Source organism: Streptomyces netropsis, assembly GCF_014203545.1.
In the GTDB taxonomy this organism is placed as follows: domain Bacteria; phylum Actinomycetota; class Actinomycetes; order Streptomycetales; family Streptomycetaceae; genus Streptomyces; species Streptomyces netropsis.
Map to the genome: position 1 here is coordinate 355,068 of NZ_JACHJG010000003.1, position 21,701 is coordinate 376,768.

Annotated in this window: 19 protein-coding genes and 1 riboswitch; of the genes, 6 read left to right on the top strand and 13 right to left on the bottom strand. The window is 71.9% G+C overall.

Annotated features, from left to right (window positions below; translation table 11 throughout):
• Nucleotides 1-137: 137 nt before the first annotated feature.
• From FHS38_RS09415 to FHS38_RS09425, 3 genes are read right to left on the bottom strand one after another with little or no spacing between them, the layout of a single operon-like run.
• Nucleotides 138-1,019 carry a Gfo/Idh/MocA family protein gene (locus FHS38_RS09415; RefSeq protein ID WP_184732766.1) on the bottom strand — a complete coding sequence of 294 codons (882 nt, stop codon included), beginning with the start codon at nucleotides 1,017-1,019 and terminating at the stop codon, nucleotides 138-140.
• The gene (locus tag FHS38_RS09420) at nucleotides 1,016-2,017 is read right to left on the bottom strand and encodes a zinc-dependent alcohol dehydrogenase (RefSeq protein ID WP_184732768.1); all 1,002 of its coding nucleotides are present in this window, start codon (nucleotides 2,015-2,017) and stop codon (nucleotides 1,016-1,018) included. The genes FHS38_RS09415 and FHS38_RS09420 overlap by 4 nt, the downstream gene beginning before the upstream one ends.
• On the bottom strand, nucleotides 2,004-3,416 hold the full coding sequence (locus tag FHS38_RS09425) for an MFS transporter (RefSeq protein WP_184732770.1): 1,413 nt from the start codon (nucleotides 3,414-3,416) through the stop codon (nucleotides 2,004-2,006). The genes FHS38_RS09420 and FHS38_RS09425 overlap by 14 nt, the downstream gene beginning before the upstream one ends.
• Before the next feature lie 238 nt (nucleotides 3,417-3,654).
• Between FHS38_RS09425 and FHS38_RS09430 the strand changes: the two genes are divergently transcribed.
• The gene (locus FHS38_RS09430; protein ID WP_184732772.1) at nucleotides 3,655-5,193 is read left to right on the top strand and encodes a glycoside hydrolase family 3 protein; all 1,539 of its coding nucleotides are present in this window, start codon (nucleotides 3,655-3,657) and stop codon (nucleotides 5,191-5,193) included.
• A 446-nt stretch (nucleotides 5,194-5,639) separates the two neighbouring features.
• On the opposite strand, the gene FHS38_RS09435 is transcribed toward FHS38_RS09430, so the two are convergent.
• On the bottom strand, nucleotides 5,640-5,843 hold the full coding sequence (locus FHS38_RS09435) for a cold-shock protein (RefSeq protein ID WP_184732774.1): 204 nt from the start codon (nucleotides 5,841-5,843) through the stop codon (nucleotides 5,640-5,642).
• A gap of 338 nt (nucleotides 5,844-6,181) precedes the next feature.
• A complete protein-coding gene (locus FHS38_RS09440; RefSeq protein ID WP_130879818.1) occupies nucleotides 6,182-6,520 on the bottom strand; it encodes a MerR family transcriptional regulator in 339 nt (112 codons plus the stop codon).
• Nucleotides 6,521-6,833: 313 nt separating this feature from the next.
• On the opposite strand from FHS38_RS09440, the gene FHS38_RS09445 reads away from it, so the two are divergent.
• The 5 genes from FHS38_RS09445 to FHS38_RS09465 all read left to right on the top strand — a co-directional run bounded on the left by FHS38_RS09445 (nucleotide 6,834) and on the right by FHS38_RS09465 (nucleotide 13,415).
• Nucleotides 6,834-7,040: a hypothetical protein gene (locus tag FHS38_RS09445; RefSeq protein WP_184733429.1), complete on the top strand. Its 207-nt coding sequence runs from the start codon at nucleotides 6,834-6,836 to the stop codon at nucleotides 7,038-7,040.
• Nucleotides 7,041-7,511: 471 nt separating this feature from the next.
• Complete coding sequence (locus FHS38_RS36305) at nucleotides 7,512-7,856, top strand: DUF3311 domain-containing protein (RefSeq protein WP_373301796.1); 345 nt, start codon at nucleotides 7,512-7,514, stop codon at nucleotides 7,854-7,856.
• A complete protein-coding gene (gene mctP, locus FHS38_RS09455; RefSeq protein WP_184732776.1) occupies nucleotides 7,853-9,478 on the top strand; it encodes a monocarboxylate uptake permease MctP in 1,626 nt (541 codons plus the stop codon). The genes FHS38_RS36305 and mctP overlap by 4 nt, the downstream gene beginning before the upstream one ends.
• 275 nt (nucleotides 9,479-9,753) lie before the next feature.
• A riboswitch (adenosylcobalamin-variant (AdoCbl-variant) riboswitch) is annotated at nucleotides 9,754-9,851 on the top strand.
• Between the two features lie 169 nt (nucleotides 9,852-10,020).
• On the top strand, nucleotides 10,021-12,402 hold the full coding sequence (locus FHS38_RS09460; RefSeq protein WP_184732779.1) for a ribonucleoside-diphosphate reductase subunit alpha: 2,382 nt from the start codon (nucleotides 10,021-10,023) through the stop codon (nucleotides 12,400-12,402).
• Complete coding sequence (locus FHS38_RS09465; protein ID WP_373301795.1) at nucleotides 12,393-13,415, top strand: ribonucleotide-diphosphate reductase subunit beta; 1,023 nt, start codon at nucleotides 12,393-12,395, stop codon at nucleotides 13,413-13,415. The genes FHS38_RS09460 and FHS38_RS09465 overlap by 10 nt, the downstream gene beginning before the upstream one ends.
• A 114-nt stretch (nucleotides 13,416-13,529) precedes the next feature.
• On the opposite strand, the gene def is transcribed toward FHS38_RS09465, so the two are convergent.
• The 8 genes from def to FHS38_RS09505 all read right to left on the bottom strand — a co-directional run bounded on the left by def (nucleotide 13,530) and on the right by FHS38_RS09505 (nucleotide 21,678).
• Nucleotides 13,530-14,159 carry a peptide deformylase gene (def, locus tag FHS38_RS09470; protein ID WP_184732783.1) on the bottom strand — a complete coding sequence of 210 codons (630 nt, stop codon included), beginning with the start codon at nucleotides 14,157-14,159 and terminating at the stop codon, nucleotides 13,530-13,532.
• A gap of 105 nt (nucleotides 14,160-14,264) precedes the next feature.
• Nucleotides 14,265-15,251 (bottom strand): tetratricopeptide repeat protein, encoded by a 987-nt coding sequence (locus FHS38_RS09475; RefSeq protein ID WP_184732785.1) that lies wholly within the window; start codon nucleotides 15,249-15,251, stop codon nucleotides 14,265-14,267.
• A 249-nt stretch (nucleotides 15,252-15,500) separates the two neighbouring features.
• A complete protein-coding gene (locus FHS38_RS09480) occupies nucleotides 15,501-17,177 on the bottom strand; it encodes an HD-GYP domain-containing protein (protein ID WP_229822305.1) in 1,677 nt (558 codons plus the stop codon).
• Nucleotides 17,174-18,484 carry an HD-GYP domain-containing protein gene (locus FHS38_RS09485; protein ID WP_184732787.1) on the bottom strand — a complete coding sequence of 437 codons (1,311 nt, stop codon included), beginning with the start codon at nucleotides 18,482-18,484 and terminating at the stop codon, nucleotides 17,174-17,176. The genes FHS38_RS09480 and FHS38_RS09485 overlap by 4 nt, the downstream gene beginning before the upstream one ends.
• A gap of 195 nt (nucleotides 18,485-18,679) precedes the next feature.
• The gene (gene rsrA / locus FHS38_RS09490) at nucleotides 18,680-19,012 is read right to left on the bottom strand and encodes a mycothiol system anti-sigma-R factor (protein ID WP_184732789.1); all 333 of its coding nucleotides are present in this window, start codon (nucleotides 19,010-19,012) and stop codon (nucleotides 18,680-18,682) included.
• Nucleotides 19,009-19,695, bottom strand: a complete 687-nt coding sequence (locus tag FHS38_RS09495) for a sigma-70 family RNA polymerase sigma factor (protein WP_184733384.1) — start codon at nucleotides 19,693-19,695, stop codon at nucleotides 19,009-19,011. Before FHS38_RS09495 ends, rsrA begins: the two co-directional genes overlap by 4 nt.
• 323 nt (nucleotides 19,696-20,018) lie before the next feature.
• The gene (locus tag FHS38_RS09500) at nucleotides 20,019-20,657 is read right to left on the bottom strand and encodes an alpha/beta hydrolase family protein (protein WP_229822304.1); all 639 of its coding nucleotides are present in this window, start codon (nucleotides 20,655-20,657) and stop codon (nucleotides 20,019-20,021) included.
• A gap of 196 nt (nucleotides 20,658-20,853) precedes the next feature.
• Entirely contained in the window at nucleotides 20,854-21,678 is an 825-nt protein-coding gene (locus tag FHS38_RS09505; protein ID WP_184732794.1) for an SOS response-associated peptidase, read from the bottom strand.
• Nucleotides 21,679-21,701 lie beyond the last annotated feature (23 nt).

Below are 21,701 nucleotides of genomic sequence, written 5' to 3' on the forward strand. Positions count from 1 at the left end.
CTTCGATCTCCACCGGCCGGGCGTCGGCTCCGCAGGCGATCCGCCTCCCCCATATGGCGGACCCGATCACCCCGCGGGAGCAGAGGTCCCGCCGAAAGCCCTGGTCTCAGCCATGCGTTGGGGCCCCGATGCGTCGATCACGCCAGCGCGGCCGCGATGACCTCGTCCACCAGGGCCGCCTCCGCCACCGGGCAGACCGGTGCCCGCCCCTCCCCCGCCGCCGTGACGAAGTCGGCGATCAGCGGTACGTGCGGATTGGGCACCGCACCGGCGTCCAGCGGGTCGCGCGCGTACGACCGCCCGGCGGCCACGGCCTCGAACCGGTCCCGCACCGCCCCCTCCGCCCACTCGAAGCGGCACTCGGCCGTCACCCCCGACGGCCATTCGAGCGTCAGCCGGGCCCGCCGCTCGCAGCCCGCCGCGAACCGGCGGTCCACCCGGCTCCCGACCCGCGTCGGGCGCCCCAACGCCCCGAGCAGCAGGTCCAACCGGTGGCTGCCCGCGTCCGCGAGGACTCCGCCCCCGGCGACGGCCGGGTCGGTGCGCCAGCGCATGGGGTGCTCCGGCCCCGGGTCGAAGGGGGCGCGGAAGTCGACCCGTATCCGCGAGGCGCCGTCCCGCAGGGCCGACCTCAACCACCGGGCCGCCGGTCCCAGCCGCCGGTAGTACGCCACGCCCGCGCACCGCCGCGCCGCGAGCGCCTGCGCCGCCAGCACCGCGCCACCGCCCAGCGCACCGGCGAGGGGCTTCTCGACCAGCACGTGACGGCCGGCCCCGAGCGCCCGCGCCGCCAGCGGTAGGTGGGCGATCACGGGCGTCGCCACGTACACCGCGTCGACGCCCGTGAAGAGCCGGTCGGTGTCGTCGCCGCCTCCCGCCGCGCCGTGAGCGGCGGCCGTACGGGCCGCCCGCCCCGCGTCGCGCCCCCATACGTACGCGACCACCTCACCCGACTCGGCCAGCGCGGGCAGGACCCGGCGCGTCACCACGTCCCCGTACCCGGCGACGCCCCACCTCACGGGCGGATCGCCACCTTGAGGACCTTCGGCGGCGGCCCGGCATACGGCGCGGGCTCGCCGTCCGGGTACAAGGCTCGGCTCGCGGAGAGGAGTTCGACGGCCCGGGGCAGTTCGGTGAGCGGCAGGACGTGGGTGAGGATCTTGTCCAAGCGCAGCTCGTCGGCGCGCTCTGCGGCCAGCCGCTCGGCGACGGCCATCGCACCGGCCCGCGCGGTGTCCGTGGGTTCGGCGGAGCTGTGTACCCGCAGCCCCTTCCGCTCCCACGTCACCAGGTCCACGGTGACCTTCGTGTCGACGTGGTGCGTGCCGAGCATGACGACCAGCCCGTTCTGCCGGACCAGCCCGACGCAGGCGTTCAGCGTCGTGGGCGTGCCGACGGCGTCGATGGCGACGTCGAAGCCCTCCCCCACCCCGGCCAGTTCCCCCGCGCCGCCGTCCACCCGCCGGCACGCGTCCGCGCCCAGCAGCCGGGACCGCTCCAGCCGCCAGTCGTCGAGGTCGACGGCGGTCAGGGCGGCCGCCCCGCGCGCGGCGGCCATGCGGAGTGCCATGAGGCCCACCGGTCCCTGGCCGACGACGGCGACCCGGTCGCCGAGGGTGACGCCACGGGTGGCGTGGACGGCCAGCGGCAGCAGTTGCAGGATGGCGCCCTGCTCGAAGGGGATCGCGTCCGGCAGCGCGCCGACGCTCACCTCGCGGGCCACGGCGTAGTCGGCGTATCCCGTGGTCAGGGGGGTGCGGACGAAGACGCGCTGCCCGGGGCGCACCCGGGTGACGCCGGGGCCGACGCGCTCCACGACCCCGGCGATCTCGTGTCCGAAGCAGCCTTGGGCGCAGTGGTCGCGCAGCCCGTAGTAGTGGAAGTAGGCGAGGTCGCTGCGGTTGCAGACCGTGCAGGCGCGCACCTGGACGAGCACTTCCAGCGGCCCGGGGACGGGTACGGGGACGTCGTCGGCGAGCCGGATCTCCCGGCGGCCGACCAGGTCATAGCGGCGCATGCTCCTTCTCCTCCGCACGGGGATCCGAGGTGTTCACTGCGGTGACCCGGCCGGCGAGCAGGCACGCGCCCCCGGCCACGGTCGCGGCGACCGCGAAGACGAGGGCGAAGGCGCCCGCGTCGTGTCCGGCCCGGGTGTGCGCGGCGTTGAACGCGGCCCCGCAGGCGCCGACGAGCAGGACGCTGCACAGGTTGTCGGCCAGTTGCAGGGCCGCCGAGTCGGCGCCCTGCCGGTCGGGCGCGGAGCGGTCCAGGGTGAGGACGCCCACGCCGGGCAGCAGCAGCCCCATCCCGAACCCGGCGACGACCAGGCCCACGGCGGCGGTCGCGGCGGGCAGGGCGCGCAGCACGCCGGCGATGGTGAGGGCGGCCGCGCAGAAGTGGACGAGCGCGCCGATGAGGACGACGCGCTCGCGCGTCACCGGCAGGTCGGGGCGGCCCTGGAGCCAGGAGGCACCGGCCCAGCTGAGGGCGGCGCCGGTGAGGGACATCCCGGCGGCGGTGGGCGAGATGCCGCGCTCGTTGACGAGCATCAGCGGGATGAACGACTCGACGGTGAAGTACGCGGCCGCCGCCACCCCGCGCAGCAGCACCAGCGACGGGAGCCCGCGCCGGGCGCGCAGGGTGCCGGGCGGCAGGAGGGTCCGCACGCTCAGGGCGAGGAGCGTGAGGCCGAGCGCGGCGAGGGGCAGGGCCTGCCGTCCCTTGGCCGAACCGGCGTAGCCGATCAGCCCCGCGCCGACGGCGACGGTGACGGCGGCCCGGGCCCGTCGGGTCGCGGTCTCCCCCACGGGCGTCCCCGCAGCCTCCGGCGTCCCCACGGCCTCTGGCGGCCCTACCTTCCGCAGTGGCCGCAGCAGCACCACCATGACCACCACGGAGAGCACGGCGATCGCGTGGAACACCCAGCGCCACGACAGCCGTTCGGTGACGGCGCCCGCGACGGGCGGGCCGAGCATGGACGGCAGGATCCAGCAGGCGGTGATCAGCGAGAACATCCTCGGCCGCAGCGGCGCCGGGTAGGCCCGGCCGACCACCACGTACAGCGCGACGGTCACGGCGCCGCCGCCGAGCCCCTGGACGCAGCGGCCCAGCAGGAAGGGCGGCATCGAACCGGCGGTTCCGGCGAGCAGCGTGCCGGCGGCGAAGCAGAGCAGCCCGGCGAAGAGGGCGGGGCCCGGGCCGCGGCGGTCGGCGTGGCCGCCGCCGACGACCGTGCCGACGACGGACGCGGCGAGGAAGCCGCCGAACGCGAGGGCGTAGAGGGAGAGCCCGTCCAGTTCCTGCACGGCGACGGGCATGGCGGTGCCGAGGGCGAGCCCGGCGAAGGCCACGAGCACGAAGGTGCCGGCGACGGCGGTCGTACGGGCCCGGTGCGGCCGGGAGAAGAGGCCGTCCACGCACCCCACCCCCGTTGGATCAGACCAATCGGAGACTCGCACAGCCCTTCGGGGGCCGTCAACCGCCTTTGACCGACGGCGGGATGACCTCCAGCGATCTCCAACTGCGGTTCCAGAACGGCCTATTAGAACAGCTCAGGCACGCAGTACGGCCTTGACACCCCCATTGGTACAGTCCAACATCCCGATTGTCCCGTCCCGTTCCCGCGGGCACCGGCACCATCGGAGGTACCCACCCATGCTGTCCCACGGTCGCGGCGAGCCACTGACCCGGCTGACGCACGCGGTGCTCCAGCCCGGCTTCGAGGGCACCGAGGCCCCGGACTGGGTCCGTCGCCGGATCGCCGAGGAGGGCCTGGCCGCCGTCGTGCTGTTCGGCCGCAACATCCGCGGCCCCGAGCAGGTCGCCCGGCTGACCTCGGCGCTGCGCGCGGAGAACCCGGATCTGATCATCGCGATCGACGAGGAGGCGGGGGACGTCACCCGCATGGAGGCGTGGACGGGCGCCTCGCGCCCCGGCAATCTGGCCCTCGGCGCGGTGGACGACCCGGCGCTGACCGAGTCCGTCGCCCACGACATCGGCCGCGAGCTGCACGCGGCCGGTATCTCCCTCAACTACGCGCCGAGCGCCGACGTCAACTCCAACCCCCGCAACCCCGTCATCGGCGTACGGTCCTTCGGGTCCGCCACCGATCTGGTCGCCCGGCACACCGCCGCCTGGGTCCGGGGTCTGCAGTCCGCCGGTGTCGCCGCCTGCGCCAAGCACTTCCCCGGCCACGGCGACACCGCCGTCGACTCCCACCACGACCTGCCCCGCGTCACGGCCTCCGCCGAGGAGATCGCCGCGACCGCCCTGCCGCCCTTCACCGCCGCGATGGAGGCGGGCGTCCGGGTCGTGATGACCGGCCACCTGCTCGTCCCCGCCCTCGACCCGGAGCTCCCGGCGACCCTCAGCCGCCGCATCCTGGTCGACCTGCTCCGCGGCACGCTCGGTTTCGACGGCCTGGTGGTCACCGACGGCATCGAGATGAGCGCGGTGACCGGCCGCTACGGCATCGACGGCGCGACCGTACGGGCCGTGGCGGGTGGCGCCGACGCCGTGTGCGTCGGCGGTGAGAGCGCGGACGAGACCACCACCGAACTCCTGACGGCCGCACTGGCCAAGGCCGTGCACGACGGCACGCTGCCGGAGGAACGACTGGCGGAGGCGGCGTCCCGGGTCGCGGAGTTCGCCGCCTGGTCCGGCCGGAACTCCCGGTCCCGCACGGCCGCCGACGGGGTGCGCTCCGACATCGGCCTGGTGGCGGCCCGGCGCGCCCTGCGCGTCGTCGGCCGCCCGGACGGCGCCCTTCCGCTGCCGGCCGACCCGCATGTGGTCGAGCTGGTCCCCACCTCGACCCTGGCCATAGACCGGCAGACCCCGTGGGGCGTGGCGGGCCCCCTGCGCGCACTGCGCCCCGGCGCCACCTCCGTCCGGCTGGCCCAGCCCGACCTCGCCGCCGACGCGGACGTCCTGGACCGCACCGCCCTGACCCCCGCCACCGGCCGCCCGCTCGTCGTCGTGGTCCGCGACGCCGCCCGGCACGCGTGGATGTCGGAGGCGCTGACCCGCCTGCTGGCCGGGCGCCCGGACGCCGTCGTGATCGAAATGGGCGTCCCCGGCAGCACGTCCCCCGGCGCCGTCCACCTCGCGACCCACGGCGCGACCCGCGTCTCGGGCCAGGCCGCGGCGGAACTCCTCGCCGGAGTAGCCGATTTGACGCCCCCGGCGAATTGACCCGGTCCGGCCGCCCGGACCGTGCCTGTCCGTCGGTCAGACGACCGTGGGGGCGCCGAGCATCGCGGAAGCCTGTTGGAACGAGGTGAGGATGCCACCGGGGGGGTGCGGGCGAGGTGAGCGACCCGCGGTCGCCGAGCATGTCGCGCAGCTGGACCGGTCGTTATGGGTTCAATGAGAACCTTCCTCGATGCGGAACGTACCAAGGAATTCCCGCAGCGGAGAGCAGGGGGGGAATTACGGGAAAGGGTCGAATGGAATTCGAATCCGACTGCCGTGAATCCGGTGCAGAGTACAGGCGATGAAATGGCTGACGCCATGCGGACGCGAAATCCCGGATTCCGTCGGGCGCGACTCCGAAAGGGTGACACCACTCCGGGAATCTCCCGTAGCAGCGGCCCGCACCCCGAGGGATGCGGGCCCCAGCTATAAAGTACGCGTCAGCGTCAGGCGAGAACGATGTTCTCGGCCGTCGGACCCTTCCGGCTCGGCGCGATGTCGAAGGTGACCTTTTGGCCTTCGAGCAGCTCACGGAGGTCCTGAGCTGCGATGTTCGAGAAGTGGGCGAACACGTCGGCACCGCCGCCGTCCTGCTCGATGAAGCCGAAACCCTTGGCCGCGTTGAACCACTTCACGGTGCCTGACGCCATGCCGTATCTCCTTTGGTGCAGTACGCCGGCACCCGCGATGCGCGGATACCGGGTCGCCGCGATGAGGCCCGCCCCAAAAAATGACCGGCAGTACGAAAGCGCTTTCCAGTGGCTGAAAGTGCCGACGAAGGCGCTTGAAGTTCGGGAACACAACTGCAACTGAGCTCGACAGTAGCATGCGGCAACAGCCCACGTAAGGTACGTAATTCCGCTCTGTTAGTTGCGGTAAAAACACTCCGCGCGCGACGTGCTGAACCCTCACCTCGCGGCCATAGATATTGGCCCACCCGAAGCGCAATCTCTCGGGAAGTGCGGTCGCTCTTCGGGCGCGCACGGCCTCAGACCGCGGGTGGTGGATTCACCGACTCAGCGGCACGCCGGTATTCCGCATTGAGGCGCTGGGCTTCCTCGAGCTGGTCCTCGAGAATGACGATGCGGCAGGCGGCCTCGATCGGGGTGCCCTGGTCGACGAGTTCGCGGGCGCGGGCGGCGATGCGCAGCTGGTAGCGGGAGTAGCGGCGGTGGCCCCCCTTGGAGCGGAGCGGGGTGATCAGGCGGGCTTCGCCGATGGCGCGAAGGAAGCCCTGGGTGGTGCCGAGTAGCTCGGCGGCCCGGCCCATGGTGTAGGCGGGGTAGTCGTCGTCATCGAGACGGCCGAACGAGTCGTCTGCTGTCATCTGCACCTCTCCGTGGAACACATGGAGGGGCCCTGGTGCCATATGGCACCAGGGCCCCGAAGGAACTGCTACACCATCTGCCGACCCTAGTACTGCGTCGGCCTTCCGTTTCCGCAGACCCGACCGAGATGCTGTCGGGGGTGCGGGGATCGCGGTTGCTTGACCGGAGACCACCTCACTGTCGATGTCCTGCGGTACCCGGACTCAGCGATCCGCCCGGGCGATCCTGATGGCGCGGGGCTCCTCCGTTCTTCCCTCTGTACGAGCTACTTACCAAACGGGAACTGCGTACTGCTGATACTTCGACCTGCTCGTGGCCTCGAACAGCGCCACTCTTCGACAGCCGGCCCCGTCGCCCGTCCTGCATCTGCTCCGGCTCGGAACCCCACTGCCGAACTGCCCGATGCGCGCGTCCGCAGCCGACGCCTTCACCGAGGTGCTGCTCACTGACTTCACTGCTGGGTACTGCGAACTGCACTTACTGAACCGCTACCGCGGTCCTGTCCACGGCGGCCCCTGATCACTGCGAGCCACCCGGTCCGGTCGTCAGTCCCGTCGCCGTCCTGCAACAGCCCTGGCTTCGAAACTCCACCACCGCACCGTCCTGCGAACTACGGTGCTGCTGCCCGGCAGTTCATCTCTGCCGGGCCTTGCTCGATCTCGGCTACAAGAGAAACCATAACCACACCAGCACCCAATGTCTACTCTGACCGACATAGATTTTTGTGTGCTGGCCGGAGAGATAGTCGCCTTCGATCACAGACGGGGCACGTGGCGACCGCTTCAGCCGAGGCACCGCTTCGAGCAGCGCCGTTGCGCCGGCCTCGGGGCCGCATACGAACGTGTGCGGGCCCGACATCACCGCCTGCCGCATCGCCCCTCAGGCCTGAAATTGCCATACCGATATGCGGACAGGGGGTGACGCCCAGTAGCACCCTCCCCTAGATTTCCTGCGCATCACGCAGTGATCACACAGGGGGGAGTCACCACCATGACGGAACCACCGACCGAACCGCCTGCCGAGCCGGCCGCGCAGCTGCCGCAGCAGTCGACGACGTCACCGTCCACGGTGTCGTCGGAGGGCGGGCCCAAGGGCGGGCGTACGGCATCCGCCGTCACCGTGCCCATGGTCGTCGCGGGGGTGTGCCTGGCGATCCCCTTCGGCGCGATGCTGTGGGTCGATTCCTACTCCCGGCTCACCCCCACGTTCATCGGCATGCCGTTCTTCTACTGGTACCAGATGCTGTGGGTGGTCCTCTCGACCCTGCTCACCGTCATCGCGTACATGATCGTCAGGCGCCAGGAGCGCGCCCGTAAGGGTGGTGAGCGGCGGTGAAGGACGGCGTGAACGGCGTGGCGCTCGCCGTCTTCATCTTCTTCTTCCTGGCCGTCACGGTCATGGGGTTCCTGGCCTCGAAGTGGCGGCGCGCGGAGAACGCGAACAATCTCGACGAGTGGGGGCTGGGCGGGCGCTCGTTCGGCACCTGGGTCACCTGGTTCCTGCTGGGCGGCGACCTCTATACCGCGTACACCTTCGTCGCCGTCCCGGCGGCGATCTACGCGGGCGGCGCGGCGGGGTTCTTCGCGGTGCCGTACACGATCCTCTGTTACCCGCTGGTGTTCACCTTCCTGCCCCGGCTGTGGTCGGTCGCGCACAAGCACGGCTACGTCACCTCCTCGGACTTCGTCCGCGGCCGCTTCGGGTCCAAGGGGCTGTCGCTGGCCCTCGCGCTCACCGGCATCCTCGCGACGATGCCGTACATCGCGCTCCAGCTGGTCGGCATCCAGGCCGTCCTGGACGTGATGGGCGTCGGCGGCGGGTCGAACTGGTTCATGAAGGACCTGCCGCTGCTGATCGCCTTCGGCGTGCTCGCGGCCTATACCTATTCCTCCGGGCTGCGGGCGCCGGCGCTGATCGCCTTCGTCAAGGACGCGCTGATCTACATCGTGATCATCGTGGCGATCATCTACATCCCGATCAAGCTCGGCGGCTTCGACGACATCTTCGCGAAGGCGGGCGAGGCGTTCGCGGTCGAGAACCCGGCGACCGGCAAGCCGCGCGGCTCCCTGGTGACCGGACCCGAGGCGCAGTGGGCGTACGCGACGCTCGCCCTCGGGTCGGCGATGGCGCTCTTCCTCTATCCCCACTCGGTGACGGCGGTGCTCTCCAGCCGGAGCCGCAACGTCATCCGCCGGAACACCACGATCCTGCCGCTGTACTCGCTGATGCTCGGGCTGCTGGCGATCCTCGGCTTCATGGCGCTCGCCGCCGGGGTCAAGGTCAAGAACGGCCAGCTGGCCATCCCGCAACTCTTCGAGAACATGTTCCCGGACTGGTTCACGGGCGTCGCCTTCGCCGCGATCGGGATCGGCGCGCTGGTCCCGGCGGCCATCATGTCGATTGCCGCCGCGAATCTGTTCACCCGCAACATCTACAAGGACTTCATCAAGCCGGACGCGACGCCCGAGCACGAGGCGAAGGTCTCCAAGCTCTCCTCGCTGCTGGTGAAGGTCGGCGCGCTGGTCTTCGTGCTCACCATGGACAAGACGGTCGCGATCAACTTCCAGCTGCTCGGTGGCATCTGGATCCTGCAGACCGTCCCGGCCCTGGTGGGCGGGCTCTTCACGCGCTGGTGCCACCGCTGGGCGCTGCTCGGCGGCTGGGCGGCCGGAATGATCTACGGCACCTGGCGGGCGTACGACACGCCGAGCGCCACGCAGGATCACTTCGGCAACACGAACCTCATCCCCCTCATCGGTGAGAAGGGTTACATCGGTCTCACGGCCTTCGCCCTCAACGTCATCGTGGTGATCGTCCTCACCTTCGTCCTCAGGAAGATCGGCGCCCCGGACGGCGTGGACGAGACGCAGGCGTCGGACTACACCGCCGACGCGGGTGACCCCGGCGTGGCGGAGAAGCTCCCGGCGGCCACCGCGGGAGCCGCCGGCGGCCACTGACCCCCAAACCCCCCGACCGCGCCTCTGAGGCCGCCGCTCCCCGACGAACAGGGGGGCGGCGGCCTTCGCCTTGCGGGCGCCGCCGAGACGCTCGCAGAGGCCCTTCCGGGGCCTTCGCGCGAGGCCTCCGAGGGGTGTGACGGGGGCTCAAACGAGAAGGGATTCGAGGTCCAACACCCGGGCGCTCTAGCACATTCCGCACCCAGCTCATTACCGCGCGACACAACATGTGGGGGCGCGTACGAGTGGCAGCACTAGATGTATGCTCGTCCTCGCTGTCGCCGCAGGGGAATCCGGTGGAAATCCGGAACTGTCCCGCAACGGTGTATGTGTGCGGTTTTACGTACCCAAGAGTCCGAGGACCTGCCGACAGCGCGCCCGCCTCCGAGCCTCCGCTCGGAACAGGGCGTCGACATCGTCCGGGTCTCGCGGGTTGGGCCGGTGGACGCTGCGTGGCATGCCCTGGTGCAGGGGTGTTCCCGTACGCGCCCGTCGCGCCCGCCCGCCCGGCCCACCCACTGCCGAGCGAGGGAGAGCCCCACGTGACCATCGCGCCCGCCGATCCGGTCTCAGCGACAGCGGAAGCGACCGGCGGCCCCGGGACCGCGCTGCTGCGCACCCTGACCGACCTCACCGCCGATCTGCCCGCCACCGACCCCGGCAAGGTCGCCGCCGCCGCACTGCGCGGCCGGCACCCGGGCTCGGACGAGGCCGAGTTGCGGTCCCTGGCCACCGAGGCCGCCGCCGGGCTCATCGCCGAGGAGCCGGAGTACTCCCGGCTCGCCGCGCGACTGCTCACGCGTGCGATCGCCGACGAGGCAGCCGGACAGGGCGCGCTCTCCTTCTCCGCCTCCGTCGCGGTCGGCCACCGCGAGGGTCTGATCGCCGACGAGACGGCCGCGTTCGTCGCGACCCACGCCGAGCGCCTGAACGCCCTCGTGGACGCCGCGCTCGCCGACGGCGCCGACGACCGTTTCGGCTACTTCGGTCTGCGCACCCTGCACAGCCGCTACCTGCTGCGCCACCCCATCACCCGCCAGGTCGTCGAGACCCCGCAGCACTTCCTGCTGCGCGTGGCCTGCGGCCTCGCCGAGGACCACTCGACGCGGGCCCTGGACGACGTGGCCGAGCTGTACCGGCTGACCAGCACGCTCTCCTACCTGCCGTCCTCCCCCACGCTCTTCAACTCCGGCACCCGCCACCCGCAGATGTCCTCGTGCTACCTGCTGGACTCGCCGATGGACGAGCTGGACTCGATCTACGACCGCTACCACCAGGTGGCGCGGCTGTCGAAGCACGCCGGCGGCATCGGCCTGTCGTACTCGCGCATCCGCTCGCGCGGCTCGCTGATCCGCGGCACCAACGGCCACTCCAACGGCATCGTGCCGTTCCTGCGCACGCTGGACGCCTCCGTCGCCGCCGTCAACCAGGGCGGCCGGCGCAAGGGCGCGGCCTGTGTCTACCTGGAGACCTGGCACGCGGACATCGAGGAGTTCCTGGAGCTCCGCGACAACACCGGTGAGGAGGCCCGCCGCACGCACAACCTCAACACCGCGCACTGGATCCCGGACGAGTTCATGCGCCGCGTCGAGGCGGACGCCGACTGGTCGCTGTTCTCCCCCGCCGACACCCCCGAGCTGGTCGACCTGTGGGGCGACGAGTTCGACGCCGCGTACCGCAAGGCCGAGGCCGACGGCAAGGCGATCAAGACGATCCCCGCGCGCGTGCTGTACTCCCGGATGATGCGCACCCTCGCGCAGACCGGCAACGGCTGGATGACCTTCAAGGACGCGTCCAACCGCACCGCGAACCAGACCGCCGAGCCCGGCAAGGTCGTCCACTCCTCGAACCTCTGCACCGAGATCCTCGAGGTCACCGACGACGGCGAGACGGCCGTCTGCAACCTCGGTTCGGTCAACCTGGCTCAGCACCTGGGCACCGACGGCGAGATGGACTGGGAGAAGCTGGACCGCACGGTCCGCACTGCCGTGACCTTCCTCGACCGCGTCGTGGACATCAACTTCTACCCGACCGAGCAGGCCGGGAACTCCAACAGCCGCTGGCGCCCGGTGGGCCTGGGCCTCATGGGTCTCCAGGACGTCTTCTTCCGGCTGCGGCTGCCCTTCGACTCCGCCGAGGCGAAGGAGCTGTCCACCCGGATCTCCGAGCGCATCATGCTCGCGGCGTACGAGGCGTCCGCCGACCTCGCCGAGCGGCACGGCCCGCACCCGGCCTGGTCCGCGACCCGCACCGCGCGCGGCGTGCTGCACCCCGACCACTACCCGAACGCCGAGCAGCGCTGGGCCGACCGCTGGGACGCGCTGCGCGCCCGGATCGCGAAGACGGGCATGCGCAACTCGCTGCTGCTCGCCATCGCGCCGACGGCCACCATCGCCTCCATCGCGGGTGTGTACGAGTGCATCGAGCCGCAGGTCTCCAACCTCTTCAAGCGCGAGACGCTCAGCGGTGAGTTCCTCCAGGTCAACACCTACCTGGTGGAGGACCTGAAGCAGCTCGGCGTGTGGGACCGCACCACGCGTGACGCGATGACGGACGCCAACGGTTCGATCCAGGACATGAACTGGATCCCCAAGGAGGTGCGCGACCTCTACCGCACCGCCTGGGAGATCCCGCAGCGCGCCCTGATCGACATGGCCGCGGCCCGTACGCCGTACCTGGACCAGAGCCAGTCGCTGAACCTCTTCATGGCCTCGCCCACCATCGGCAAGCTCAGCTCGATGTACGCGTACGCCTGGAAGCAGGGCATCAAGACGACGTACTACCTGCGCTCGCGTCCGGCGACCCGGATCGCCCGCTCGGCCGGCGCCGCCGCCACCATCCCCGTCCAGCAGGTCGCGACCCCGGACGCCGACGCCGTCGCCTGCTCCCTTGAGAACCCCGAGTCCTGCGAGGCATGCCAGTAATGTCGTCCGAACAGAAGAACCTGCTCGACCCCGGGTTCGAGCTGACGCTGCGCCCGATGCGGTACCCGGACTTCTACGACCGCTACCGCGACGCGATCAAGAACACCTGGACCGTCGAGGAGGTCGACCTCCACTCGGACGTCGCCGACCTCGCCAAGCTGTCCCCGGGTGAGCAGCACATGATCGGCCGTCTCGTCGCGTTCTTCGCGACCGGCGACTCGATCGTGGCGAACAACCTCGTCCTGACGCTGTACAAGCACATCAACTCCCCCGAGGCGCGGCTGTACCTGTCGCGGCAGCTCTTCGAGGAGGCCGTGCACGTCCAGTTCTATCTGACGCTGCTGGACACGTACCTCCCCGACCCGGAGGACCGTGCCGCCGCCTTCGACGCGGTCGAGAACATCCCCTCGATCCGTGAGAAGGCCCAGTTCTGCTTCAAGTGGATCAATGAGGTCGAGAAGCTGGACCGGCTGGAGACGAAGGCCGACCGCCGTCGCTTCCTGCTGAACCTGATCTGCTTCGCGGCCTGCATCGAGGGCCTGTTCTTCTACGGCGCCTTCGCCTACGTGTACTGGTTCCGCTCGCGCGGTCTGCTGCACGGCCTGGCGACCGGCACCAACTGGGTCTTCCGCGACGAGACCATGCACATGAACTTCGCGTTCGAGGTCGTGGACACCGTCCGCCAGGAGGAGCCCGAACTCTTCGACGACGAGCTCCAGCAGCAGGTCACCGACATGCTGCGGGAAGCCGTCGAGGCGGAGCTGCAGTTCGGCCGTGACCTGTGCGGCGAGGGCCTGCCGGGCATGAACACCGAGTCCATGCGCGAGTACCTCCAGTGCGTCGCCGACCAGCGCCTCCAGCGTCTGGGCTTCGCACCGGTCTACGGCTCGGAGAACCCTTTCTCCTTCATGGAGCTGCAGAACGTCCAGGAGCTGACCAACTTCTTCGAGCGCCGCGCGTCCGCGTACCAGGTGGCGGTCGAGGGTTCGGTCGCCTTCGACGACGAGTTCTGATCGACGCGACGCGATAGCCGCAAGGCCGCGTGAACGAAGGGCCCCGCTCGTATCGAGCGGGGCCCTTCGTCGTACGCAGTCATACGTACATTGGGTACGTATCGCGGTACGGGATCAGTCGTTGGGGACGATCTCGTAGCGCGGGGTGCCCTCGGCCATCTGCTGGAGGGCGTCCTTGCGCTCGCGCTTGGAGAGGCGGTCGATGTAGAGCCGGCCGTAGAGGTGGTCGGTCTCGTGCTGGAGGCAGCGGGCGAAGTAGCCGGTGCCCTCGATCGCGATCGGGTCGCCCTTCGCGTCCTGGCCGCGCACGACCGCGTAGTCGGGGCGGGCCAGCGCGGCGTAGGCGGTGGGGACCGACAGGCAGCCCTCGTTGGAGTCGTCGAGGACGCGGCGGTCGGCCGGCAGCTCGTCGAGGACCGGGTTGCAGATCACACCGGTGTGCCGGACGCCCTCGTCGTCGGGGCAGTCGTAGACGAAGACCTTGAGGTCCACGCCGATCTGGTTCGCGGCGAGGCCCACGCCCTCGGCGGTCCGCTGGCTGGCGAACATGTCGTCGATCAGCTGGGCGAGCTTGTCGTCGAACTCCGTGACGTCCTTGCACTCCCGGTGCAGAACGGGGTTGCCGACGACGGTGATCGGACGGGAGGTACCGCGCTCGCGGTACGCGAGCTCGCGCGCCTCGCAGTCCTCGGTGTCCACGATGAACTCGCCGTTCACCGGCTGCTCGCTCTCTTGCTGCGCCATGTCCGCCGTATGCCTCTCTCAGAACCCGGAAAACTCATATCCCACAGGATCTGTACAGAGTACGGGGGACACGGCGGCCCCAGAGGCCCACTACGGGCCTCCGGCTCAGCAGACCTCTTCGAGATCCCGCCACTCACGGGAGTCGGGGCTGTCGGCGACCCAGCCGTCCAGCAGGCCCCGCACCAGCCCGGCGGGCGCGGCGATCCCGGCCTCGCGCTCGGGCACCCACAGCGAACCGGAGCCCGCCGTGCGGTGGCCCAGCGGGCCCGGGTGGCCCGGCTCGCTGTGGTCGTGCGGGTCCAGGTGCTCCCCGTCGCCCTCGTCACTGGGCATCCGGCTCTCCGAACACGTACGGCACAGCAGCCGCACCGAGGAGGACCAGTCCTCCGCGGCGAAGCCCGCGTCGGCCGCGAGCCGCTCCAGGGCGTCCCGGTCGGCCTCGGTCGCGGCCTCCAGGAGCACCACCCAGGTCGGGACGGGCGAGGGGGCCCACAGCTCGATCTCGTCGAAGACGGGGTAGGAGGGCCCGGCCGCGGTGACGCGCTCGCCGTGCGGGACGCCGTCGTGCAGCACGACCTCGCCCCAGCGACGGCCGGAGGACGGCAGCGGGATCGACAGGACCTCCATCCGGGCCGGGTCCAGCCGACGGCCCCAGACGACCTCGGCCTCGCCCTCGGGGGAGAGCCGCACGGCCGCGCTGCCCAGCTCCATGCCGACCGGCTCACCGGCCGGGCTGCCCTCGCCGGGCACCCGCAGCCCGTACGCCTGCCAGGCGCGGCGGGCCAGCGGCCAGTCCTGGAGCGCCGTCGCGGCGATGCCCACGTTCCACCAGTCGGGAGCGCCCGTCTCGCGGTCGAGCAGCGCCACGGCCCGCAGCCCGGCGGCACGGGCCTGCTCCCAGTCGTGCCGGAACTTGTGGAGCAGCGCGAGGTTGAACCAGGACTCGGACAGCCACGGCTCCATGTCGGCGGCCCGCGTCAGCAGCGCGCCCGCGTCCTCGTACCGGCCGTCGCCGATGAGTGTGAACGCGCGGTCAGTGGCCTGCCGCCACGAGGCGGAAGGCCGGTGCCGTACCTTGCCGAAGATCCTCACGATTCCCGCCTGCCGGTTTCTGCGTGCAACCACGCCGGATCGCCCTGGTGGCGGCCGCCGTCCTCCCTGACGACAACCTGCCACACCTCATGTGCTGCGGGGAGCGGCGCCCACCAGACCTCCTTGCCGACGGCGGCGCGCACGACACCCCCCGGTCCCGCATTTTCTTCGTCTCTCGCATCCAACCATGCCCCTTTGGACGCTCGCTCATTACCCGTGGGTTCAGCGGGCTAGTCAGCGTTTCCCGGACTATCGGAGGTCGGCGGGTGCAGGGGCGCACCGGGACAGCACGCGGGCGAGCGCCTCCACCACCCGGGGCTCGTGGTCGTACGCGGTGGCCAGCCGGAGCCGCTCCAGCGCGCGCAGGGGCCCGCGCGCCTCGTCACCGGTCGGATCGTCGTAGTCGTCGTAGTCATCGTGCTCGTCGTAGGCGTCGTAGGCACGGACGGTGGCGACGATCCTGGCGGCGAGCGGCTGGGCCCGGTACGGCTCCGCCTGCCGCTCCACCGCCACGACGACCCCGGCGGGCACCTCGGCCCGCCGGGCCACGGCCGCGGCGAGCAGTGCGGCACGCCGCCGCTCGGCGGGCGGAGCCGCGTCGGGGAGGGCGAGCCGGCCGACATCGCGGAGCAGGGCCGTCTGCTCCACCGCGTCGAGCTCCGCCGCGCTCAGGCCGAGCTCGCGCCCGACGGCCCGGCCGAGCGCCACGACACGGTGGGACCGCCCGGCGGGGACGTGGCCCGCGATCTCCGTGGCGCGGGCGAGGGCGGCGACGGTCTGGTGGCGGACGGCCCGGGCGGCCTCCTGGCGACGGGCGCCGAGCTGGACGAACAGCAGCGGCAGGCCGAGGGCCGGCAGCGCCCACAGCCCGGCGGCACCGACGGCCGGTGCGATCACCACACCGGCCGCGTGGATCGCGGCCCCGGGGCCTTCCACGGCCCGCAGCTCGGTGCGGAGTGCCGGCCCGTACCGGCCGCCGGTGCGGGCCCGGGCGAGCGCGGCGGCGAGCAGCGCGTCCCCCAGGGCGCTGAGCGCGAGGAGGGACAGGAGGTAGAGCACGTAGTACGGGCCGTGGCCGGGCCACCGGTCCAGTGCGCCGGTGTGGTGCGGTGGCTGGAAACAGACGGCGGCGAAGGCGGTGGTCAGCACGCGGCGGGCCAGTTCGTCGAGCGCGGGCGGCCGCCCGGCCGCCCCCGCGAGGGTGGCGGCGAGCACGACGGCGACGACCTGCGGCACGTCGTGCGCGGCGGCCCGGCCCCCGACCGCGCCGAGCAGCGCGTACGCGAGCGCCCCGGCGGCCCCGACGGGCGCGGGCCGCCGGGGCTGGGCGGCCTTCCCGCCCGGGTGCGACCGCCACACCGCCTCACCGAGCGCGATCAGCGCTCCCCAGGCGAGCGCCACCTGCGGCTGCGCCACCCCGTGCCACGCGGTCCACCCCACCGCCAGCACGGCGACCGCCCCGGCGACGGCATGCACCCCCCGGACGAACCGACGACCGGCGGGGGTGTCCCATTCGGCAGGGGCGACGGGCCACGCCCGCGGCCGACCCCAGGGCCCGTCGGCCTTCTCGCCGGGATCACGCCCGGCAGCCCCGGCCGGCGGCGCACCCGGCAGATTCCCCCGGCCCGGCCGGGCTCCGACCGCCCTCGATTCCGGCCACGCGCCACGGGCGCCCTCGGTCAGGCCCGCCGGGGCGTCGGTGGTGTCGGTCGCTTTGCCGGGGCGGCGCCCGTACCCGTCGGCCGCGTCGGGGGCCCACCGGTACCCGTGCGGCCACGGTGACGGCCACGGCTCGCCGCCGGGCCACCCCTCGTCGTCGAAGCCGGGGCCCGAGGCCACGGGGTGGCCGGGCGGCGCCTTCGTCCCCTCGGCGTCGGCCGGGTGGACGTCGGCGCTCGGGCCGCGGGCGCCGCCGCGGTGGGTCATCGCTCGCCCCCGCGGCCCACGGCCGCTTCCGCACTACAGCCCGAAGGGACGTTTCGGCTGGTGGAAAGGACCAGGTCGGATGCGTCCGCCGGGGCCACGGGGCCCCAGCCCCGGTGGTCCAGGGCGCGGGTCAGGGCGGCGACCATGCGGGGGTCGAAATGGGAGCCCGCGCACCGGTGGAGTTCGGCGAGGGCGACGGGGACCGGGCGCGCTCGGCTGTAGCTGCGGTTGGAGGTCATGGCGTCGAAGGCATCCGCGACGGCGACGACGCGGGCGAACTCCGGGATTTGATGTCCCGTCAGTCCGTGCGGGTAGCCCTTGCCGTCCAGCCGCTCGTGGTGGTGCAGGATCGCCGCCCGCGCCTCGTCCAGGAAGGCGATGCCGCGCACGATCTCGTGCCCGTATTCCGGGTGGAGTTCGATGACGCGGCGCTCCTCGGGGGTGAGCGGCCCGTCCTTGCGCAGCAGCCGGGTGGGGACGCCGATCTTGCCGATGTCGTGCAGCACGCCCGCGAGGCGCATCGCCTCCAGCCGCTCCCCGGTCATGCCCAGCTCGCGGGCGATCAGCACCGAGGCCCGCCCGACGCGCTCGCAGTGGGCCCGGGTGTAGCGGTCCTTGAGGTCGACGGCCTGCACCAGCGCCCGGACCGCGGCCTGCTGGGCGGCGCGCTCGCGCCTGCCGCTGTCCAGGAGCCGGCCGGACAGGGCCATGGGCAGCAGCACGAGCAGTGCCGCGGCCGGCCCGTACGTCCCCCGCCACAGGATCGCGGCCAGCAGCGCGGCCGGTCCGTGGACGAGCGCGGGCACGAGCGAGCCGGTCGGCAGACCGCGCCAGGCCTCGTGGGGCGGGCGGTGTTCGGCGGTGACCTGGATCGCCCCGTCGAGGACGGCGACGAGGAGAGCGCAGACCAGGGCGGCGGCGAGGGCGGAAGGCAGCGCGTGGAGGCCGGGGAGCGGCGGGAACACGGCGAAGACGTACGAGGCGGCCCACGCGGCCAGGGACTGCTGGGCCGCGTGCCACAGACGGCGCGTGGCCACCGGGGGCCGCTCGACCCTGCCGACGAACGCGCCCGGCACGGCGACGAGCGCGGCGGCGGCAGGTGGCAGCAGAAATGCGGCGGTGAGCAGCACGGGGAGGGCGAGGGACCGGCGGGGCAGCCGCTCGGCGGCCGCGCAGACCGCGGCGAGCAGGGCGACCGTCGCCCAGGAAACGCCGGAACCGGCCCGCAGCGCGGGGGCGGCGCACAGCGCTGCGGCGAGTACGGCGCCCACGACCAGGGCGCGCGCCGTCGCCGGAAGTGCCCACATGGCGCGTCCTCCCGTCCACTCAGGCTTGCCCGTGGATGGGGAGAATAGGCTCATATACGGCCGGAGAACGGCGCATCGAGGGATTGCCCGGCCCGTATCTGCCGGATGCACACCTTCGGGTGATGATCCCGGGCGCGGTGGTTTGCTTCGGTCCGATCCGGGCGCGACGCGGGAAGGAGAGCGCCCGGGGACCACTCAGTCCCGGGAGACCGCGTCCGCCGCCGCCTCCGCCGCCCTGGCCTCGGCCACGACGTCCTGCTCGGGCAGGGCCTCACCGGCGCGGATCATCTCGATCCGGCCCATGACCTTCGACCGGAGGTCGGCCGGGACGTCGTCGTGGCCGCAGCAGCGCTTGACGAGCTTCTTCACGGCCTGCTCCAGCCCGTACTTCTCCAGGCACGGGGAGCACTCGTCGATGTGCACCTCGAATTTGGCGCAGTCACCGTCGGGCATCTCGTGATCGAGGAACTCGTAAAGATGGTCGAGGACTTCAGAGCAGTCCGTCTCGTGCGGGTCTCCGCAGCTCATGAGTCCGAGCCTTTCCGATTGTGCGACTCGTCGGAGCCCTTCGCTCCGGGGGTGGCCCCAGCCGGAACCAGTCCCCGCTCGCGGGCGTAGTCCTCGAGCATTCCGCGCAGCTGACGACGGCCCCGGTGCAGTCGGGACATGACCGTACCGATGGGCGTACCCATGATGTCCGCGATCTCCTTGTAGGCAAAGCCCTCCACGTCCGCGAGGTAGACCGCTATGCGGAATTCCTCGGGGATGGCCTGGAGGGCCTCCTTGACATCGGAGTCGGGAAGATGGTCGAGCGCCTGGGACTCGGCGGAGCGCAGTCCGGTCGACATATGCGACTCGGCACGCGCCAGCTGCCAGTCCTCGATCTCCTCGGAGGCGCTGCGCAGCGGCTCACGCTGCTTCTTGCGGTACGAATTGATGAACGTGTTGGTCAGAATGCGGTACAGCCACGCCTTGAGGTTCGTACCGTCGCGGAACTGGTGGAAGGACGCGTAGGCCTTCGCGTACGTCTCCTGGACCAAGTCCTCCGCGTCAGCGGGATTGCGCGTCATGCGCAGGGCGGCCGAGTACATCTGGTCGAGGAAGGTGAGCGCATCCCGCTCGAAGCGCGCATTCCGCTCAGCGACGCTCTCCGTGGGCTGCCGCTCCTGGCTGTCATCCGTCCCCGCGTCGGTCCCAGCGACCGGACCCACCTCCTCCAGCACAGTGGCGGAACCGGATACGGACCCGCTCGAATCGGAGAATAGACGACGATCCGGTGCGCCCGCCGCTCCAGCCAGGGCCGGACGGGCCACGCGCAGCACCGACCATTCGAGGTCGGCCGACTGCGGGCGGGACGGGCAAGCGATCGAACCCATGCGGGGAACTCCCAATCCTCTGCTCTACCGGTACGTGACTACGACTGGCACAACAGCAGCAACGGATGTCGCATTCCCAACGGGCCCTGCCCTTTATCGATCTTTGCCGATCGGCCGTGGACCCGTCAGCCGACGATCAGTCATCGATCGGCCGGCCGTCAGCGCGGCAGCCCGTCCAGCCACCCGCCGACGGCATCAGTGATCACCGCGAGCGCGTCCTCCTGCGTGACGTCCGCCTTCTTCGGCACGGCGAAGCCGTGGTCACCGAACGGCACGGCGACCGGCTCGGTGCCCGGCGGGAATTCCTCGGGCCGCCCGAAGGGATCACGGGCGCCCTGGACGACGAGCGTCGGCAGTCCGGCGCCCGTCAGCTCCTCGGCGCGGGACCTCTCCGGCTTGCCCGGCGGGTGCAGGGGGAAGCTCAGCGCGAGGACGGCGACGGCGCCGAGCTCCGCACCCGTGCGGCACGCGACGCGGGCCCCGGCACTCCGGCCGCCCGCGACGACGGCCGCACCCGGCGCGACGAGCGCGGGCCACAGCGCGACCCAGGCCGCGTCGAGCGCCTTCGGCGCGGGGGCCACCTTCTTGCCCGCGACCCGCCACGGCTGCTCGACGAGCGCGACGCTCACCCCCCGGCCGGGCAGCGAGGCGGCGAGCGCCCGCAGGTCACGGGCCTCGACGCCACCGCCCGCGCCGTGCCCGAGGGCGAGCGTGAACCGCGCCCGGGGCGCGGAGTACCAATGGATACGGGCGTCCCCGGCCGGGGTCGGCACCGTCTCGACAGTCGCTTCGGCCACTGGGCCCTCCGTGGTCTCTTCCATCACCGAATCCGGCAGCGAATCCGGCGCTGAACCGATGACCGTCGATCACCGCGGTCACCGAATCGGTCACCGAATCGGTCACCGGCCATCCTGCCGCCCCACGGCGCGGTCCCCGCTCTCATCCCCCGCCCGTCCCGACCGCGCCGTGCGAACAGCGCCTCAGAACAGCCCCTCAGAACAGCGTCGTCTCCTCCGGCGCCTCGAGCTCGGTGAGCAGCTCCGGCCCGTTGTTGCGGACGTCGCTGACCGCCGTCGCCACCGGGTAGGCCCGCACGAGACCGGCGGGCGGCAGCGCCAGCAGCGCGCGCAGCTCGGCGGGGTCGGTGCGGGCGGGGTCCAGCCACGCGTCCCACCGGTCCGGCGGCAGCACCAGCGGCATCCTCGGGTGGATCTCCGCCAGCGAGCGCGGCCCGGCCTCGCCGGAGACGCCGCCGGTCGCGAACGGCTCCGGTTCGGCCTCGGTCGTGAGCACCGAGCAGGTCACCCACCACGCCTGCGGATGGTCGCCGGGCAGCGTCGGGTCGCGCCAGAACTCGTACAGCCCCGCCATCGCCATGACCGAGCCGTCCGCCGGGGTGACGAAGTAGGGCTGCTTGCGGGAGCGCTTCCTGCGGCCCTTCTCCTCCAGCTCGCGCTCACCGGCCCCGGTGACCCACTCGAAATAGCCGTCGGCCGGGAGCAGACAGCGCCGTGACTCGAAGGCCCGTCGGAAGGACGGCTTCTCGTGGACCGTCTCCGACCGCGCGTTGATCATCTTCGCGGCGCCCTCGGGCGACTTCGCCCACGACGGCACCAGGCCCCACCGCATCGCCCGCAGCTGCCGAACCGGACGCCGGTCAGCAGCGTCTTTCAAAGGACGCTCGAGCACCGCGTGGACGCTCTTGGTCGGCGCCACGTTCCAGTCCGGAGCCAGCGTCTCCGTCGGTTCCCACTTCTCCACCCCGAAGAGCCCGACCAGATCCTCCGGCCGCCGGCTCGCCGCATATCGCCCGCACATGAGTGCCACACTGCCACGAAGAC